Annotated in this window: 18 protein-coding genes and 1 tRNA gene; 4 read left to right on the forward strand and 15 right to left on the reverse strand. The window is 44.1% G+C overall.

Going from position 1 to position 18,568, the window contains the following annotated elements; translation table 11 throughout:
• Positions 1-488 (forward strand): metal ABC transporter permease (locus AC1U9U_RS09725; RefSeq protein ID WP_479960368.1); only part of this gene is annotated, 488 nt, incomplete at its 5' end.
• 15 nt (positions 489-503) lie between these two features.
• The gene (locus AC1U9U_RS09730; protein WP_479960369.1) at positions 504-953 is read left to right on the forward strand and encodes a Fur family transcriptional regulator; all 450 of its coding nucleotides are present in this window, start codon (positions 504-506) and stop codon (positions 951-953) included.
• Positions 954-978: 25 nt separating this feature from the next.
• Here the strand turns inward: AC1U9U_RS09730 and AC1U9U_RS09735 are convergent, their stop codons facing one another.
• The 6 genes from AC1U9U_RS09735 to AC1U9U_RS09760 all read right to left on the reverse strand — a co-directional run bounded on the left by AC1U9U_RS09735 (position 979) and on the right by AC1U9U_RS09760 (position 8,410).
• Positions 979-2,343, reverse strand: coding sequence for a SpoVR family protein (locus AC1U9U_RS09735; protein WP_479960370.1), 1,365 nt, complete (start codon positions 2,341-2,343; stop codon positions 979-981).
• A gap of 49 nt (positions 2,344-2,392) precedes the next feature.
• Positions 2,393-3,523, reverse strand: a complete 1,131-nt coding sequence (gene yhbH / locus AC1U9U_RS09740) for a sporulation protein YhbH (protein ID WP_479960371.1) — start codon at positions 3,521-3,523, stop codon at positions 2,393-2,395.
• A gap of 12 nt (positions 3,524-3,535) precedes the next feature.
• Entirely contained in the window at positions 3,536-5,437 is a 1,902-nt protein-coding gene (locus AC1U9U_RS09745) for a PrkA family serine protein kinase (protein ID WP_479960372.1), read from the reverse strand.
• Between the two features lie 559 nt (positions 5,438-5,996).
• Positions 5,997-6,530, reverse strand: coding sequence for a cob(I)yrinic acid a,c-diamide adenosyltransferase (cobO, locus tag AC1U9U_RS09750; RefSeq protein WP_479960373.1), 534 nt, complete (start codon positions 6,528-6,530; stop codon positions 5,997-5,999).
• An 8-nt stretch (positions 6,531-6,538) separates the two neighbouring features.
• Complete coding sequence (locus AC1U9U_RS09755; RefSeq protein ID WP_479960374.1) at positions 6,539-7,060, reverse strand: hypothetical protein; 522 nt, start codon at positions 7,058-7,060, stop codon at positions 6,539-6,541.
• Between the two features lie 84 nt (positions 7,061-7,144).
• On the reverse strand, positions 7,145-8,410 hold the full coding sequence (locus tag AC1U9U_RS09760; RefSeq protein ID WP_479960375.1) for a tetratricopeptide repeat protein: 1,266 nt from the start codon (positions 8,408-8,410) through the stop codon (positions 7,145-7,147).
• Positions 8,411-8,547: 137 nt separating this feature from the next.
• Here AC1U9U_RS09760 and AC1U9U_RS09765 point away from each other — a divergent pair, with 137 nt between their 5' ends.
• On the forward strand, positions 8,548-8,799 hold the full coding sequence (locus AC1U9U_RS09765; protein ID WP_479960376.1) for a hypothetical protein: 252 nt from the start codon (positions 8,548-8,550) through the stop codon (positions 8,797-8,799).
• A gap of 118 nt (positions 8,800-8,917) precedes the next feature.
• Entirely contained in the window at positions 8,918-9,736 is an 819-nt protein-coding gene (locus AC1U9U_RS09770; protein ID WP_479960377.1) for a polysaccharide deacetylase family protein, read from the forward strand.
• Here AC1U9U_RS09770 and AC1U9U_RS09775 read toward each other — a convergent pair.
• The 9 genes from AC1U9U_RS09775 to AC1U9U_RS09815 form a co-directional block, all read right to left on the reverse strand.
• On the reverse strand, positions 9,733-10,740 hold the full coding sequence (locus tag AC1U9U_RS09775; RefSeq protein ID WP_479960378.1) for a tetratricopeptide repeat protein: 1,008 nt from the start codon (positions 10,738-10,740) through the stop codon (positions 9,733-9,735). The genes AC1U9U_RS09770 and AC1U9U_RS09775 overlap by 4 nt on opposite strands.
• A gap of 31 nt (positions 10,741-10,771) precedes the next feature.
• Positions 10,772-11,641 carry a YitT family protein gene (locus AC1U9U_RS09780; protein WP_479960379.1) on the reverse strand — a complete coding sequence of 290 codons (870 nt, stop codon included), beginning with the start codon at positions 11,639-11,641 and terminating at the stop codon, positions 10,772-10,774.
• Positions 11,642-12,189: 548 nt separating this feature from the next.
• Complete coding sequence (gene metK, locus AC1U9U_RS09785; protein WP_479960380.1) at positions 12,190-13,335, reverse strand: methionine adenosyltransferase; 1,146 nt, start codon at positions 13,333-13,335, stop codon at positions 12,190-12,192.
• A 13-nt stretch (positions 13,336-13,348) separates the two neighbouring features.
• On the reverse strand, positions 13,349-14,731 hold the full coding sequence (locus AC1U9U_RS09790) for a radical SAM/SPASM domain-containing protein (RefSeq protein ID WP_479960381.1): 1,383 nt from the start codon (positions 14,729-14,731) through the stop codon (positions 13,349-13,351).
• 178 nt (positions 14,732-14,909) lie between these two features.
• Positions 14,910-15,470 (reverse strand): TetR/AcrR family transcriptional regulator C-terminal domain-containing protein, encoded by a 561-nt coding sequence (locus AC1U9U_RS09795; RefSeq protein WP_479960382.1) that lies wholly within the window; start codon positions 15,468-15,470, stop codon positions 14,910-14,912.
• Positions 15,471-15,758: 288 nt separating this feature from the next.
• The gene (locus AC1U9U_RS09800; RefSeq protein WP_479960383.1) at positions 15,759-15,938 is read right to left on the reverse strand and encodes a hypothetical protein; all 180 of its coding nucleotides are present in this window, start codon (positions 15,936-15,938) and stop codon (positions 15,759-15,761) included.
• A 130-nt stretch (positions 15,939-16,068) separates the two neighbouring features.
• Positions 16,069-16,144, reverse strand: a tRNA-Arg gene (locus AC1U9U_RS09805).
• A gap of 111 nt (positions 16,145-16,255) precedes the next feature.
• Positions 16,256-16,933 carry a dTMP kinase gene (locus tag AC1U9U_RS09810; RefSeq protein WP_479960384.1) on the reverse strand — a complete coding sequence of 226 codons (678 nt, stop codon included), beginning with the start codon at positions 16,931-16,933 and terminating at the stop codon, positions 16,256-16,258.
• A 211-nt stretch (positions 16,934-17,144) separates the two neighbouring features.
• On the reverse strand, positions 17,145-18,568 hold a 1,424-nt coding region (locus AC1U9U_RS09815), incomplete at its 5' end, for a peptide ABC transporter substrate-binding protein (RefSeq protein ID WP_479960385.1).

Raw genomic sequence — 18,568 nt, forward strand, 5'->3', positions numbered from 1 at the left:
CCGGCTACCTCTTTGGCTCTGTACTCTCTATCGGTAATTTTGATCTCCTTATTATCGTCTCTTCTACTATTCTGATTCTACTAATCCTATCCCTCTTCTATAAAGAATTTGTTTACTATGCTTTTGACCCGGAAATGGCAGAAGTAGCGGGATTGCCCCGTACCCGTTTGCATTATGCCATGTTGGCAATGATTGCTGTAACTGTCGTAGTTGCCTCTCAAACCGTAGGAATTATTCTCGTGACGGCACTTTTAACAATTCCCCCCGCTGCCGCTTTGCAATGGACGCATTCTCTAAAGAGATTGGTAGTTCTCGCCGTTCTTTTCGGCTTAATCAGTGCCACCCTCGGGCTTTATTTCTCTTATTACTTAAATATTGCCTCCGGCGCCAGTATCGCGCTTACGGCAGCAGTTATTTTTTTGGTAAGCTTCTGCTTCTCACCGAAACGGACTCTTCACCGCGGCATGGGTAAAGTAAAAGCTTCCTGAGAAAGGATGAGATTAATGGACTATGACGAAATCATCCAACTCATTCAAGAGAGAGGATATCGTCTTACTTCCGCCCGCAAACAGGTTATTCGTATTTTAACTACCAATCCGGCATTTCTCGGTGCCTATGATATTCACTACTTACTTGAACAGGAAAATACTCGGATTGGCGTTGCCTCCATCTACCGGGTTTTGGATTTGCTTAAAACCCTAGGGTTGTTAAAAGCCGAAGAATTCGGCGCCGGCGGTGAAAAATTCCGCTTGGAGAACAAGGATGAAAAGCATCAACATTCCCATCAATTGATTTGCTCCCAATGTGGCCGTACCGAAGAATGGATGGGGGAATGCCCCATCTCCAATGTCGCCCATAAGCTGGAGCTGGATAGCGGTTTTCAAATCGAGGAGCATTGGTTAAGGTTCTTTGGCCTTTGTCCCCTTTGTAAAAAAGAAGGAAAGCAAACTTAGCTTTCCTCTTTTTCTTATACCTCTTTTATTCTCTGGCTTTCGCGATGCTTTTTCGGGAGACACCATGGTTATGGCATTCAAACAGTACTTTTTTTCCATCGATAATGGTTTCTAAGAAGGTTCCCTTTCCCCACAAACTCTGCAATAATTGCAGAGTTTTTTCTAAATAAACAAGATCCAAGTCAACCCCTTCATGGACATGACTTAAATAAAGACCGCCTTTACCTTCGTAATCTTTTTCCATAATCAGTATACGGGGATGACCTCCATTGACCAGTTGTTTTACCAGGTTATCTCTGACTTTTTCCCATGCCGTATCTGTTACTTGCCAATGAGCACCTACCTTCCGATAGTTAAAAAGATTAAGCTCTTCAATCAGTTCTTGGTTCAAGTAATTACGCACAAAGGAAATATCATTCTCCATTTCCCGAATTTCCAACAAGGTTTCATCATCATGTTCCTTAGCAAGATGTTCCCAAATCTTTACCCCAAGATAGTAAGGATTAAGCTGCAATCGTGAGGGCTGTACCACTTGACTATGCATCACTGCAAAATCCAGGGCTTCTGCGTCGGTTAGGTCTAATTCCCGCATTATTCTTGAGTGCCAGAAAGTTGCCCAGCCTTCGTTAATTATTTTAGTTTCTATTTGTGGATAAAAGTAGAGCGATTCCTCTCTGATCATGCTGATTATATCTCGCTGCCAATCTACAAGGGTTGGTGAATTCGTTACGAGAAATAATAATAGATCTTCTTCCGGCGTCTTATCCTCATTATCCTCTTGGGGTTCAGATTCCCAAAGGTCGGCATACTGAGTATTTAGAGGGATAGTCTTTTTCTTTTCCCCTCCGGGTGTTTGCGGTCCATCCTTATTATCCTTAATTTTTTGTCCCAGATGAGCGCGAAAATCCACATGTTCTTGGATGGCCAGAACTGCATCAAGGGTTTTTTCCACTTTTTCGCGGCCGTATTGCAATTCGTACTCGCGAATCCGCTGAGCATGGGCCTCCATCCTCACTACCATATCCCGAGGCGTTCGTTGAAAGTAACGGTTATTTTTAAAGAAGTCTACATGAGCATAAACATGCCCAATGACCAACTTATTTTGGATCAGGCTATTTCCCTCTAAAAGGAAGGCATAAGCCGGATCGGAATTGATCACAAGTTCATAGATTCGCGTCAGATTAAGATCATATTGCATCTTCATGCGGTAAAATGCCTTGCCAAAACTCCAATGAGTAAAACGTACCGGCATTCCATAAGCCCCAAAAGAATAGATAGCCTCCGCCGGACAGACTTCAAAATGCACCGGGTAAAAATTTAGTCCTAAAGACCTAGCTGCTTTCGCTATCTCTTTCCCATGATAATTTAGTTCGGCAACCTCATAATCCATGGACAACCCCTCCTTTTAGTTTTCTTGCTACCCCAGAGGGGCTCCTCGGTTACGAAAATACTGTTTTCAAAGCCTCATAGACCTCTTGACGATCCCGTATCGTCACCAAGCGGAGGTTGGGGTCGGTAATACGCTTAAGAGTCGACATTAAGGTGCTGGAATAATGGGTTCTCAGAATTTCCCCATAACCGACTATTTGGCTTACATCTACGAGCTTTTGCATTAGATTTAGGGATCGGGTATTGTCTGAACCAATATTATCTCCATCGGTAAAGTGGACAGGATAAATATTATAGTGTTCCGGAGGATAGTCCTTTTCAATGATTTCCAGCGCCAGTTGGTAAACGGAGGAGCAACGGGTGCCGCCACTTTCCCCCCGCGTAAAGAACTCTACTTCCGATACTTCTTTGGCTTCGGTATGATGAGCTAAAAACCGCATTTCCACATTTTCATATTTTTCCCTCAGGAAACGAACCATCCAAAAGAAGAAGGTTCTTGAAATATACTTTTCAAATTGGCCCATGGACCCCGAAGTATCCATCATCGCCAGTATGACTGCGTTGGTCTCATAATTGGGGTGAGTTTCCCAAGTTTTATACCGCAAATCTTCAGGAGTTATCTGCAGCTTCTCAGTATTGCTTCTTAGAGCTTGGCGTTTAATGCTTTCGAGTAAAGTACGTTTTTTATCGATATTAGCCATAAGGCCTTTTTTGCGAATATCCTTAAATTCAGGCTTATCATGGGCAATCAGCGGGCGTTTTTTATCATCCAGGTTAGGGAGCCGCAGCTCTTCAAAAAGGATGGAGGCTAAATCATCATAGGTCACTTCCGCTTCGTATATATCAACTCCAGGCTCTTCCCCTGCTCCCGGGCCGTTGCCCGCCCCTTGCTTACGGGTGCTTTCCCGAGCCAGAATATCACCGCTTTTCATCTTTTTGTTTCCTTGACCGGTATGATTCCGTTTATTGTAGTCAAAGCGAAAGCGGAATTCCTCCAAGGAACGCATGGGTATTTTCAGGCTTTTTTTCCCGTCACTGAGAATAATACCCTCGTCAACGATTAAATCCCCTAATTGCTGTTTGATGGCCTCTTGGACCTTCTCCTTATGACGGGTTTGATCCAAATATCCTTTACGATGGAGACTCCAATCCTCGCGACCGACAATAATATCATCGTTCATGCTGCGCCCTCCCTAGCGATTGAGAAGAGAGCCGACATATTTAACTATTTCGTTAGCACAGATCGGACAATAACCATGCAGAAGGATCAAACGATCCGTTACCTCATTGATACGGCGCAATTGCTCTTGATCCGGATGGGTCACTGAGGTAGTAACTTTGATAATATCCTTAAGATCAGCGAATAATTTCTTTTCAATAGCCTCTCTTAACCGTTCATGGGAAGTATATTGGAAGCTCTTGTTTTTACGTGCATAAATCGAGATTCTGATCAAAATCTCTTCACGGAAGGCCTTTTTTGCATTCTCCGAAACTCCAATCTGTTCCTCAATACTGCGCATCAGCTGCTCATCCGGTTCTAACTCCTCCCCGGTAATCGGATCATAAAGCTTGCTGGAGTTGCAATAAGCTTCCACATTATCCAGATAGTTATTGAGCAAGGATTTGGCAGATTCTTCATAGGCATAAACAAAGGCTTTTTGAACCTCTTTTTTGGCTACCTCATCGTATTCTTTACGGGCAACCGCAATTAGATTGACAAGGTTTTCCCTCTCTTCCTTGGTTATTGAGGTATGCTGGGATAAGCCTTCCTTGAGGGCTCGCAGAATATCCAAGGCATTGATGCAGGATTTATGATCACGTATTAAAGCTGTGGAAATTCGATTGATAACATAGCGAGGGTCAACACCGCTCATCCCTTCCCCTTGTTCTTCCCCCTCGGTCATAATGTCTTTGATATCCTTTTGATTAAAGCCTTCGACATCTTCTCCGGCATAAAGACGCATTTTCTTGACCGGATCCATTCCCTGTTTTTTGGAGGGTTTAAGACGGGAGATAATACTAAAGACTGAGGCGGTCCAGAGACTGTGAGGAGCCAAATGAACCCCCTGCAGATCACTTTGCTGGATGAGCTTCTCATAGATCTTGACTTCTGAGTCAACCCTAAGATTATAAGGCACAGGAATTACGATGATTCTGGATTGGAGAGCCTCATTCTTTTTATTAGCCACGAAAGATTTATACTCATTCTCGTTCGTGTGGGCGATGATCAACTCATCAGCAGAGATTAAAGCAAAACGCCCTGCTTTAAAATTACCTTCTTGGGAAAGGCTCAGAAGGTTCCACAGAAATTTTTCATCACTTTTGAGCATCTCTTGAAATTCCATGAGACCCCGATTGGCCTTGTTTAGCTCGCCATCGAAGCGATAGGCCCGAGGGTCTGATTCTGAGCCGTATTCAGTTATTGTCGAAAAATCGATACTACCCGTTAAATCAGCAATATCCTGTGATTTAGGGTCCGAAGGGGTAAAGGTTCCAATTCCCACCCGTTGTTCTTCGGAAAAGATAATTCTTTTTACGGGAACTTCCTCTACTCTTCCCTGGAATTCCTCCTCTACTCTTAACCGACACACTGGACAGAGGTTACCTTCGATGCGTATTCCATACTTTTGCTCAAATTCCTCTCGCAAAACATTTGGAAGTAGATGAAGAGGATCTTCATGCATTGGGCAACCGTCAATGGCATATACAGCCCCTTCATCAGTTCGAGTATACTCTTCCAGACCCTTTTTGAGCATGGTGACAATTGTAGATTTTCCACCACTGACCGGACCCATTAAGAGGAGGATTCTTTTCCTCACATCCAAACGTTTGGCGGCAGAATGGAAGTATTCCTCTACCAGTCGCTCCAAAGTTTTCTCCATTCCAAACAGCTCTTTATTAAAGAATAGATAGGCTTTATTATTATCTTCTTCCCTAATGCCGGCTTTACGAATCATCTCATAGATACGGGCATGGGCATGCATAGCTAACTTTGGATTTTCAATAACCTTTTGCAGATATTCTGCAAAAGTCCCATTCCATACTAAGGTAGCTTCTTTATCCCGATAGTTTTTAAGCCATTGCACTACTTCCATCGTAGTCCTCCTTTTCCTTGACTTTACCTTCCAAGGCCTAATTCAAATATATGCCCTGAATAAAAATAAGAGACATTTCTTTTGTTAATCCTGGTGAATACATGCTTACAGTAAAGAAAAACGCTTGAGGCAAGCAGGCCCCAAGCGTAGTTTTTTATTTTTTACAAACCTCAGTGAGACTAAATTTATTGCAGTTTTTTCAAGTCACAAGCATCATAAGCATATTCCCCTGAAAGAATATCCAGCCGGACAACTAAATATTCACCTTGTTCATCCTTGTCTAAACGGACTACGGTTCCCATTTTTGAGTTATATGTGATAACTCTATCTCCTTGTTTGAAACAAGATACACGATCCGGGCTACCCGTCTTGGTGAATTCATACTTTGCTAGATACACGACATTTCACCCCCGTAATTTTGTGAAAGTAATATCTTGCTCTTATTCTAACATACTTACTTTGAGAAATCTAGTGCTAAAAAGGGGAATATTCATAAAATTCATAAATATCCCCACAATCCAAAAACATTCACAAATATTGCTTTCCCGTAAATATGCTTTTAAAACTCTATTCCTTGACGGGCTTGGATCCCCAGTTCAAAAGGATGCTTAAGGGGAGCCATCTCAGTTACAAGCTGAGCCTTTTCCATTAAACGGGGGGAAGCGTTACGCCCCGTCATGATCACTTCTACATGTTCCGGTTTAAACTCCAAAAGATTAAGGACATCTTCCTCCGGTATTAGCTCAAACCAGATTGCATTAATGATTTCGTCTAGAATAACTAAATCCCATGTCCCTGAAGCAATAATCTCCTTGGCACGGTCTAAGCCTTTTCGTGCTTCCAGATAATCTTCTTCCTTGGCTTGACCCTTAAAGACCCAGCCGGCTGTGCCGAATTGCTCAATTCGGCATTCCGGCTCCAGACGCTGAAGCCCCCGCAATTCTCCATAGTCCTGACGGCCTTTCATAAATTGAATGATATAGACCTGAAACCCATGTCCAACAGCTCTTAGAGTTAGTCCAAGTGCGGCGGTTGTTTTTCCCTTGCTATTGCCGGTATAAATTTGAACCAAACCTTGCTCTAATCTTTTCATAATTACACCTACTTTAACCATTGTTCTAACTGAGGATGAATATAAGCCACATTCGGGCACTGCATGAGCTCAGGAAATTCTTTTACTATTTGCTGGGTGAAGGGATAAGTAAAAAGAATTTTTATCGCTGATTTCTCGTCGCTGGCCCTTAGCTCAACCTTATCTGGATAGAAATAATAAGTATAACTACTATCTCGCCAGGAGGTTTCCAACTCGCCGCATTTAAATCTAATCATTCCGAATTGTTCTACTTTAATGCTGCCAATACTGGAAAAGGACAGACTGATCTGCCCTGTTTCCAGAGCCACTTGACCTGATTTATGGCGGCAATGCATTAAATGCTCGATAATCAAACGGGCGGCCAAAGATATCTCCTCAAAGATTCGGCGATGGTTTCGTACTTGTTCCGCCCAATCCTCAAAATACGGGACATGTACGGAACGTACCTTATAAATCTTTTTAAGTGATTGTTCAATTTCATAGTTAATATCTTCCAAGCACTCTAAAAGCAACATATCGTCATCTCTCAAGGCTCCACCACCAATCCACTTATGTCGGAACATACCTTTATTCTAACCGAAAACTGGAAAATTTCCTAGTATTCTTCGCAAAATTCAGTTTTTCTTTTGACGAACCTTACGAGATACTCTTTGCACAGCCCGCTCTAATTCAATGGTCCCATAGCCGATATCACGGGCGATTTCGATTGACTGCCAATAACATTGCAGGGCATCAAGATATTGACGTTTGCGCTCGTAATACTCCGCCAGCCGCTGCACGGCATTAAGAGAATGTGCATGATAACCGGTTATCATACGCTTGGATTCCGTACGATAATATTCCCCCTCTTCTTCTTCGCCAAGGGATTCCAAAAGAAAGGCTAGATATTCATAGCAGTCACCTAAACGCAGATCATCCCCTAACTGCTCAAAAATTGCCGCAGCTTGTAAAAAGTGCTTTTTAGCTTGACCATACTCTTCTTTAACGACCATCAATTTCCCTAAGCTCTGCAAGCGCAAAGCTAAACTGCTTTCTTGGTCCTGACAGTATTGGATCGACAACTCGAGATAATACTGGGTTTCATCAAGAGAACCCAGGCCTTGAAGAATCTTGGACATGAAGTAAGTCGATTCACCGGCCTCTTCCCAAAGGTTATTCCTCATCTGTAATACTACTGCCCTTTGTAGCGTAGCATGAGCCTCCTCAAGGTTATGCTGTTCAAATTTCATAAAAGCATAGTATTGAAGTGCACTGATTAAAGAAACCTCTTCCTTGATCAGGGCAAAAACCCGGCAGGAATGTTGGAGGCTCAACAAGGCATTATTTTTATCTCCTTGCCGATAATACACCTCGCCCATTAAAACACATAGTTCCCCTTCTCCTTTTGAGTAGTTATATCGATGACATAGCTCCATTGCCTTTTTATAGGTAATCTGAGCCTCCGCCCAGCGTTCAGAGACCGAGTATACCTGCCCCAAGTCGCTATACAGCATGGCTAGACGCAGAGGTGGTGACTGGGGAGGATATAATTCGATCGCCCGCGTGTACCAAGAAATAGCATTCTCCAAGTTGTTCTTTTCGACTGCTACACTGGCTAAGCCTGCCAAGGCTTCCGACATTCCTTTGTAGTTAGATACCGCCTCACAAATTTGCAAAGCCTCCCGAAACTCTTTCTCTGCGACCTCGTTTTTTCCTAGTTTAACCTGAACAGTTGCTAAGAGCCGCAGCGAAAATGCCTTAACAAGGGGAACCTCCAATTTATGGGCAATCTTCACTGCCCGCTTAAAGTAGTCCTCGGCCCGTATATAATCTGCCTGCCCCATCTTAGCAGTACCTTTTTCCATTAGGGTTCGCCAGATTTCCAAGCTGTAATCTTTCATCTGCATCCCCTCCGTATCATATTCATCATATGCGTAGAAGGGCATTTTGGCGCGAAAACAAGCCCCTGGACGAAATAATATGCAATCTAGACAGAAAGGTCGAAATATGTTAATCTGGAGCCATAGGAGGTGTTAGAATGAACGCATACCGCCCGGCACCATCGTCTAACTGGCTAATTGTCTTAAAGATCATTCTTTTAATTATTGCCCTTTATTTTTCAGCAATTATCCTTAGCCATGTTTTTGGCTGGTTTTTCTCCATCGCTTTTGTGATTATTCGGGTTGCAGTTTATTTTGTCACCAGTATCTTAGTCCTCCATTTCTTTCTTAAACTATTATTTGGATACGACCTCCTTAAATTCATATTCGGAACTCGTTTTAGTCAATAACCTTATTTTAAAACATAAAGCACCCTAGCGGTGCTTTTCTTATTCTTATGAATTTGTACAGCCTTAATTCACATGTTCGGCTCCTCCCCTGAATAACTTTTAGGGAGGAGGGATATTCATGCGATTTATTGTATTCAAAAGGCCATCTTTTCGGAACGTGATCCTATGGGCAATTCTTTTATTTGTGGTATTGGCATATCGCGAAAATGTGGCCACTGTTTTTTCGAGTAAGCTAAAACCCATATATTCCGCTGAGGTCACTACTAATGAGATTGGCATCACCTTCGACATCAGTTGGGGAGAAAAAACCGCTGAACCGATCTTAGATACCTTAAAGGAAAAAGGAATAAAAGCCACCTTCTTCTTGTCCAGCCCCTGGGCTTCCAAACATGAAGAGTTAGTAAAGCGAATGGTTGCCGAAGGTCATGAAATAGCTTCTCACGGAAATCGTCATGTAGACTTAAACACTCTCAGCCCCGGCGAAATCGAACGGGAAATCAAAACTGCTCACGAAGTGCTTGAACAAATGACCGGACAAAAAATCTCTTTGCTCAGGCCTCCCAATGGTGCCTATGATAATAAACTCATCAGCGTCTCCCAAAGACTCGGCTACCAAGTCATCCAGTGGAGTGTCGATTCTTTGGACTGGAAGAGACCGGGACCGGAAGCCGTCGTTAATAATGTTATTAACGGAATTCCTAAAGGCCACGGTGCCGGGCCCGGGGATATAATTCTCTTTCACGCTTCCGATTCGGCGCCTGACACCATTAAGGCACTTCCAATCGTAATTGACCGCTTGAAAGCTAAAAACTATGAATTAGTTCCGGTAGGTCAGCTTCTAAAAAATGCCGCCAAAACCTGGCCCCCGGAAAGCAATCTCGCTCCCTTAGAAAGCGGACCTTCACCATCCACCGGTCAAAACCAAGGACAAAATTAATTGCCACCCCTTGCTTTAGCCAATGCCGGCTCCGCACTAACCCGCTCTTTTGCCTGAGCTAAGGCTATTGACGCATCTTCTTTAACAAATCCGGGCAATCCTAAATCCAAGGCACCTTGCCAATATCCTGCTGCCTTCTGGAATTCGCCACGCTCGTATACTTCTATTCCTAATAGATATTGTCGGCAGGCTTCACCATTAGCGGTTCCCTCTAAAGCCGTTAAGGAATTCTGATAACTTTCACGATCACCAACCACCAAGGCTAACAATGCTTTTTTTACCATTAACTCTTCATCATTTATGACGCCCTTGCCCTCAAGGTGTTGACTGAGTTCTTTAGCCCTCCCCCATTGTCCGGCGGCAAGAGCCAGATCAAATTCCGATTTAACTACTAAGGGGTGCTGAGGTGATAACTGTGAGGCCATCAGCCAAGTCTGCTGGGATTTCTCCGTATCGCCTATAGCCATTAGGCTTCTTGCCAAAATAGTATTCATTAACACTCGTTCCTCCCGGCTAAGGTCGGAAGCATTAACCGCGAAAAGTGTATCCACAGCTTTTTGATGTTCTCCCTGATGGGCTAGAAGCAAACCCTCCGCACATTTTTTCAGTGCTTGGGACTCTAAAGACACTATTACCTTTGCTGCCTCAGGAAGGTTATCTTTAAGCAAATAAAGCTGAAATAACCTGAACCGTCCTTTGTCTTTTTTGGCTTGAACCAACTCTTTCTCTAAATCATCGTACTTTCCGGTATTAAGTTTTAACCATATCTCCCCCTCTTGAATAAGGGGGAGTTTTTTTAATATGCCGGCGTTAGCCTCTATCCAAGCCAATTCTTCGGCTAGACTTTGAAAATCATAGCGTTCGATTGCGCTGCGATAATCTTTGATATGTAGGAAATACGGAACACTTACAACCGAGATGCCGATCAAAAGAATTACGCCAAGGATAATCCTTCCGGCCCGTTTTCTCTTTTGGCTTGCTAATGAAGATCTCCTTCTCCTCAATATTTTCCCCTCGCAATTCTCAAAACTTAATTCAATGTCCTTTCCAGGAAGAAAAACCTTCTCCTACCACTTCCGGAACATCGGAGATGGACAGGAACGCCTTGGGGTCACGGTTACGAATGATCTCTTTAATTTGCGACATTTCCGTACGATTGATTACACAGTATACTACTTCTTTTTCTTCTTTTGAATAAGCACCCATTGCTTTAAAAAGCGTTACTCCCCGTCCCAGTATCTCCATGATATCTTGAGCAACCCCTTGCGGATCTCCGGTGACCACAAGGACGCTTTTAGATGGGTTGAGTCCTTCTTGAACCATATCAATGACCTTAGTAGCAATAAACATGTAGATCATGGCGTACATAGCTCTTTCCGGTCCTAAAACAATTGCCGCGGCGATAAACACCAGCGCATCAATCACCATAAGGATTTGCCCTACACTAAAGGGAGTAGTTCGGCTGAAATAAACAGCAAGAATATCCGTTCCGCCCAAAGAACCCCGGCTACGAAAGATGATCCCCATACCGATACCACTGATAACACCGGCAAATATACAAGCCAATAAAGGATCACCGGTAGGAGTAGGAATTGTGGTGGTCAGGCTTAAAGCCAAGGAAAATGCTCCTACGCCGATAATACTGTAGACTAGGAAGATCCTCCCCACCATTTTCCAGCCCAAAATAAACAGTGGAATATTTATGATAAGCACCATTTTACTTACAGGGAAATTAAACAGGTAATGGGTAATAATAGCAATACCTGTTACTCCTCCATCGGCAATTTTATTGGGTATAATCATCGCATTTATGCTAGCGGCCACGATAAAGGCTCCTAGGATAATAGCGGCAATCCGTTTAAGATGGACCCATGGTACCCGAAGAAAGTTTTCTCTAAAGCTCATCAGCATCCCGTCCTATCATGAAGCATTTTATATATTTTTTGACATAGTATTCTTTCACGGCTAACGCTTCCTATGCTTAAATATTCCATCAAAAATTCGGTATAGTTGCGATCAGAGTAAACCTATTTCATCTATCTCAGCTTAAAGAAACCCTCTTCCGATTATACCCTTTCGGTTAGAGGTTTGACAACTTTCAGCTGAAAAAACAAAAAACACTGCAATCCCTTGCAGTGCCTGACATTCTTATGTGTCATTAGTACAAAATAGATGCACCCTGTTTTGGGCTTAAATCAAGGCTTTAAGGCAAAAAACGACACATCTGAGCCGATGTTTCTAAAATAAGTATATCAGCTATAGAAAATCAGCGGAATCCCGCGTTCCTGCATATAGGAATACGGAATGTTATTTTCGCTTATAAACACAGTAATTGTCTATGGAACCGGATACGCCCGTTCGGATGTGCGAGAATGTCTGGCGGTTTAGGCAAAATTGGAAAAGCCGTACCGATACTGGTGACAGCACGGTACGGCTCCGATATGTTTTTATGGTTAAAATGATATATGAAGGTCTGTTCGCTCCCATGGCATCGTACTGGCATTGCTCCCAAAATGCCCGTAACAGGATACCTTGGAGAAGATAGGCGCTGTCAGCCCGAACTTTTTTATAATTGCAAACGGACGCAAATCAACTGAGTTCAATACCGCGTTATACAACTCGTTTCTTTTAACTTTTTCAGTGCCTAACGTATCAAGCCACAGAGCAATAGGCTCCGACAGGCCGATTGCATAGCTTAGTTGCACTTCGCATCTGTCTGCCAATTCTGCCGCGACAATATTTTTTGCGATATATCGTGCCATATATGCTCCGCTCCGGTCTACCTTTGTGGCGTCCTTTCCGGAAAAAGAGCCGCCGCCATGTCTTGCATATCCGCCGTAGGTATCCACGATCAGTTTTCTGCCGGTCAACCCGGAATCCCCTGCCGGTCCGCCGATTACAAACCGGCCTGTGGGATTGATGAAGAACTGTGTGTTCTTGTCCACCATTCCGGACGGAAGCGTCGGATAGATCACATGACTGATAATATCGGAACGCAGCGTTTTGATGTTTATGTCCTCGCTGTGCTGACTGGATATGATGATATCCGCGATACGTCTTGGTTCGCCGTCTTCGTATTCAACCGTAACCTGTGTTTTCCCATCTGGGAGCAAATAAGGAAGTTCACTGTTTCTGCGAACCTGTTCCAGACGTTTGGCAAGCGCGTGAGCCAGTTCAATGGGCATCGGCATAAGGCAGTCTGTTTCCCGGCAGGCATATCCGAACATCATTCCCTGATCTCCCGCACCGCTGTTAAGCAGCTCGCTTTCAGTCCGGCGTCTGATCCCCCGGGCAATATCGGGAGACTGTTCATGCAGGTCGACCCGGATTTCACAGTTCACAGCATCAAAGCCGCGTCTCGGATATGTGTATCCGATTTCTTCTATTACTTGCCGCGCAACGGATTGATAGTCGACTTTTGCCTCAGATGTAACTTCACCAAAAATATGTACTTGGTTCATTGCGCAAGTAACTTCACAAGCTACCCTGGAATCTGGATCCTGATTCAGCAGGTTGTCCAGAATCCTGTCCGCGATTTGATCGCAGATTTTGTCGGGATGCCCGCACGTAACCGATTCAGAGGTAAAAAAAGTTTTCAAGACAGATGCCCCCTCATGATTTTTTGCTCATTTTGCCTGTAAGGATGACGCCCCTCTTGTTCGGCAGGGAGTCCCAGATCTGAGCGGCGACCGGAGCCCAGTTTTCGGCTGCGTGTATGCATTTATTGCAGTAATCACAGGCATCTTCCGGTTTCATCATATCCGTGGAATGTGCGCCGGACACCTCGACGATCCCCGTCAGCTGGCCGGAATTATCCAGCACAGGACAGGGACGGAGCATGTTTTCATTAAACGGCTGTCTCACTCTGTATTCCATGAACAGAGGCGAACGATACGCATCGAGCAGCGTCTTTTCCTTGATATTGGAATCCGAGTAGTGGACAAAAGCGCAGGGCTCGACATCGCCGTTTGCGTTGATATGCATATACCCGCGCCCGCCCGCGATGCAGCCGCCTACTGCGTCGCCGTCGTTCCAGAAGTCCATGGTGAAAATCGGCTTTGTCTTGCGGAATTTTTGTATTTGCTCATACATAAACTTCCGCTGCTCGGCAGATGCCAACAGTTCGGGAACCGCGTCCGCGCCGATAGGCATATAAGTAAAGAACCAGGCAAATTTCACGCCCATTTCGATCATGAAATCAAAATATTCCTCGCTGCCTATTACCTCCGTATTTTTACTGGTATAGCAGCAGGAAACGCCAAACAGCAGCTTTCTCTCCTTCAGACGTTTCATGGCTTCCATGACTTTACTGTAGGTGCCATGGCCACGGCGGTCATCGGTGGCCTCTTCAAAACCTTCAATGCTGATTGCAGGTACAAAATTTTTAACGCGCAGCATTTCATCGGCAAAGGTGTCATCTATCAGGGTGCCGTTTGTAAAGGCAAGAAAAGCGCAGTCGCTGTGTTTTTCGCACAGCCTGATGATATCCGCCTTGCGAACGAGTGGTTCGCCGCCGGAGTATATATAGACATACGTGCCGAGCTCCTTGCCCTGGCCGATGATATCGTCCAGCTGTTCGAAGGTCAGATTCAGCTTGTTCCCGTATTCGGCCGCCCAACAGCCGGTGCAGTGCAGATTACAGGCGGAGGTAGGGTCCATCAGAATAGCCCATGGAATATTGCATTGATATTTATCCTGAAGCTTGGTGGAAAGAGGCGTACCGATCATCGTACCTTTGACTCCCACACTCTCGACCAAAGCTCTGCGCTGTCCGTCATCAACGTCTGTCCAAATGCTTTTGACCAGCTTTGACCAATTGTTATTGGGATCGCTGATGGCTTTTTTGATTCCGCGAATCTGATCCGTCACACCATTATCCTTGTCGTACTTTTCAAACCAGTCCAAAACCTTGGGTATATTCTTGTCCGGGTCCTTGTCCAAATAGCCGAAAAGCTGCTTCATTGCAAAATCTTTCATTTTGTCCGAGACATTCATGGTTTTGTCCTCCTCATTTGCCTCTATGGCCTTTTGACAGTATCTTAACAATTGATTGATTACTATACCACTGTGAAAAAAAGCAGTTTCTCCCAATTTAGGAGAAACTGCTTAAATTCTATAAATTTAGTATAAATCTCCCGATTTCTACTAAACTGCTATTATGTGCCGCATACGATTACTGTCTATCTGGGCATTCTTCAATTGCCTGACGGATAAATCCTTTGAATAACACGCTGAGCCTGTCTACAGATTTATCAATATCAAAGCTCATGCGGTTCCAGATATACTTCAGGAAGAAGCCCAGGAGTGCATACCGGTAAAAGTCTGCGATGTCCCTGAGCCATTCTTCAGGGACCCGCCGTCCAGCCGCTTCCCGGCAAACGATTTTATAAATACCTTCGTCTGTGGATTCAAATATGTACCGTTCCAGCCGGTCTCTGGATAATGAATTCAAAACATTCTCAACAATTGTCTGATTTTCCTTCACGTAGTTTAATATTGCTTTCACAATATCCTGCCAGGTTTCTTTCTGTGAGGAATTATTGACGAACTGTTCCTTTTCTTCCTGCAGCCACGTGTCAAGCAAATCATAGATATCTCTGAAATGGTAATAGAATGTATTCGAACTGATTCCGCACTTCGCAATAATACTCGTAACAGTGATTTTATCGAAAGAAGTATCTTCAAGCATCTCACGAAATGCTTGAATGATAGCTTTCTGTGTGAAATTAGCCATATCCGCACCTCACTTGGGCCTGAAAATCATGCATCTTCTGTCAAATCTTTTCTTTCAATAATAAAAAACGCTGATATTTACATCGCATTGAATTTTGTGCAAATATAATTTATATGTATAATTTAGCACATACATTACCATTATACAATGGAAAAAGACAGCGTTGGTTTGAAATCCTCGTCCAGCACGGTGGCTTTCAAAAGTGGCGACACTATCATTTTCAGTTTATATGCTTACAGGTAGATGGTACGATCGTCTATTCTCAATCGGACGCTCGGATGTGCGAGTTCAAATACACTCATAAGATAAAACAGCCATAATGATATCTTCAAAATGCGCACCAATTTCTACGGCCAAAATCAGTGCAAAAAGCCCTGAGAAAGCTTGATGTCCTGCGGTTTTATCCGCAGGACGTCGTTGGTAAGTAATCCTCTGGTATGCCCGGCAGGATTTGAACCTGCGACACATAAAGGAGTGTTAATTTCTGCCCTGATTGTTATATCCAACGCCTCTGGATAGATGATAAAGGATCAATTGGTTTAAGCTACTCAAGAAAAACAAAAAACACTGCAATCCCTTGCAGTGCCTGACATTCTTCTGGTGCGCCCGGCAGGATTTGAACCTGCGACCTCCGGCCTCGGAAACCGTCACTCTATCCCCTGAGCTACGAGCGCATAAATACAACCGCTTTATTACTTTACTAAAATAGCTTGTCTTTGTCAAGCCAAATTAAGAAATCAAAAAATTCCTAAATTTGCATTTGAAATTTACTTAATATAAAATAATCAACTTCCTCCCAGAAGCTTTTGAACTACCTGGTATATTTCCTCATGTATTTCCTGGATGGATTTTAGTCTTCCATCTATAACACAATCAATATTAGTCCAATTCTCATGAATCCGCACTTTTTGGGCATTTTCATAGGATTCTTGGAGATAAGCTAAATCCTTTTCGTGAATATCCTGCTTGGATACCGATGATTTATCCTCCCGATTGGCAATAAAATCGAGGCTAAAGCCTAGGGGCATATTGAGATAAACAACCAGATCCGGTTGAGGTAAACCCATTAAACGATATTCAAAATCCTTTAGCCATTCAAGATAATTCACCCATTCGCCATTATCTTTGATCTTAACGGCTTGATGAATCATATTCGAGGTGGTGTAGCGGTCGGAAAGAACTAGTCCCCCTTGAGAATAAAAATCCCCCCACAGGGTTTTAAAAGATGCATAACGATCTACAGCATAAAAAGTGGAGGCAGCATAGGGATTAACCGCATTCGGGTCTGTACCAAACTCTCCGCCTAAATACATCTTAACTAATGATGAAGAAGGGCTTAAATAATTAGGAAACTCTACTTTTTGGACTTTAGACCCCTCACTAGTTAGTCGTTGCCAAAGCTTGTTGGTCTGAGTAGCCTTGCCACTGCCATCCCCGCCCTCGATAATAATCAGTTTTCCCATACTTTGATCCCATCCTCCATATTAGTCTTCGGTAAGAGGCTGTCCATTATTTTAGTATTAATCCCTAAAATACTGCCACCATTAGTATACTTCAGATCTAAGAGTTTTTAAGCTCTTTATAGTATAGCGATGAACTACGCTTAAACCTTAACGAAGGGCCGCCGAAATTCGGCGGCCCTGCTCGAGAAAACCAACTTTAAATCAGAGGTCTTTACTCCACAATGTCAGCATACTGGAAGTACCAGTAGCCGTAAGGAGAGTGCCAGGAACCAGTGATTTTGGGGCTTTGCAGATAGAACTCGTTGTAGTAAGCAACTGGTACAACAGCTGCATCAGCCATTAAGAGATCTTCAGCCTGATGCAAGTAACCGGAGCGTGTCTTGGGATCGACTTCTGCAGCAGCTTTATTCATCAGCGCATCATACTCAGCGCTCTTATACTTAGCATTGTTGTTGCCATTGGTGCTATACAGTAGGTCAAGCATATTGGAAGCGTCATTGTAGTCAAACAACCAACCATCACGGGCACTTTGATAATCACCGGCGCGGCGCTGAGGAGTGAAGCTGGCCCACTCGACTACTTCCACGTTAAGAGTGACACCCAGTTCCTTCCAGGCTTGTTGCAGGTATTGGGCAACCACTTTGTGATAACCGGAATCGTTAATGGAATAAGTGATAACCGGGAAACCCTTACCATCGGGATAACCTGCCTCAGCCATAAGTTGCTTTGCTTTAGCCAGATTGCCTTGGTAATCATTAACATCAATATATGGCTTGCCGCCGTTAGCATTCTCCATGAAGCTGCTGCCGTCCCAGTCGGCTACGCCGGTGCCGATGAAATTGGGTGCGGCAGTATATGTGCCTTGCATCAGGGTTTCAGCCACATATTTGCGGTCGATGGCCAAGCTAAGAGCTTTGCGGACGCGAGGATCCGAAAATTGGGGTAATTTATTGTTTAAGTCAAGATAATAGGTGCCGAGAAGGGGGTCGATGTGGAACTCTTTATTGTCACGCAGCGAGGGAATCTCAGCAGTCGGCACATCCTTGATCATCATAGCCTCGCCGGTCTTATAGGCCGCATAGGCAGCATTAGAATCCTCGATCAGCAGCAGCTTGATGGAATCAAGTTTGATAGAATCAGGATCGCGGTAATTAGGATTTTTTGTGAAAAGGATATAGGAGCTGGGCACCCATTCAGAGATTTTGAAGGGGCCATTGCCGATATAGCTTTCGGGTTTGGTTGCCCAGGCATCACCGTTCTTTTCAATGGTAGCCTGTTGTACAGGGCTCAGTGCCGCGAAAGCGGCCAGCTTATCGAAGTATGCGCAGGGATTTGCCAGTTCAACCACGAAAGTTTTGTCATCAGGTGCTGAAACGGCCAGCGCATCGGGGTCACCGGCGGCAGCTTTATCAAAGCCTTTTACCATTCCCAACATGGTTTCACCGTATGGAGCAGCTGTAGCAGGATCTGCCACCCGCTTCCAGCTGTAGACAAAGTCCTTGGCAGTCAGGGGGGATCCGTCAGACCATTTAAGTCCTTCACGGAGATAGAAGGTCCAGGTCAGGCCATCTTCACTGGTCTTCCAATCCTCTGCGGCACCAGGGATGATCTTGTTGTCTTTGTCCACATTAAGCA

Source organism: Desulfitobacterium sp. (assembly GCF_982384815.1).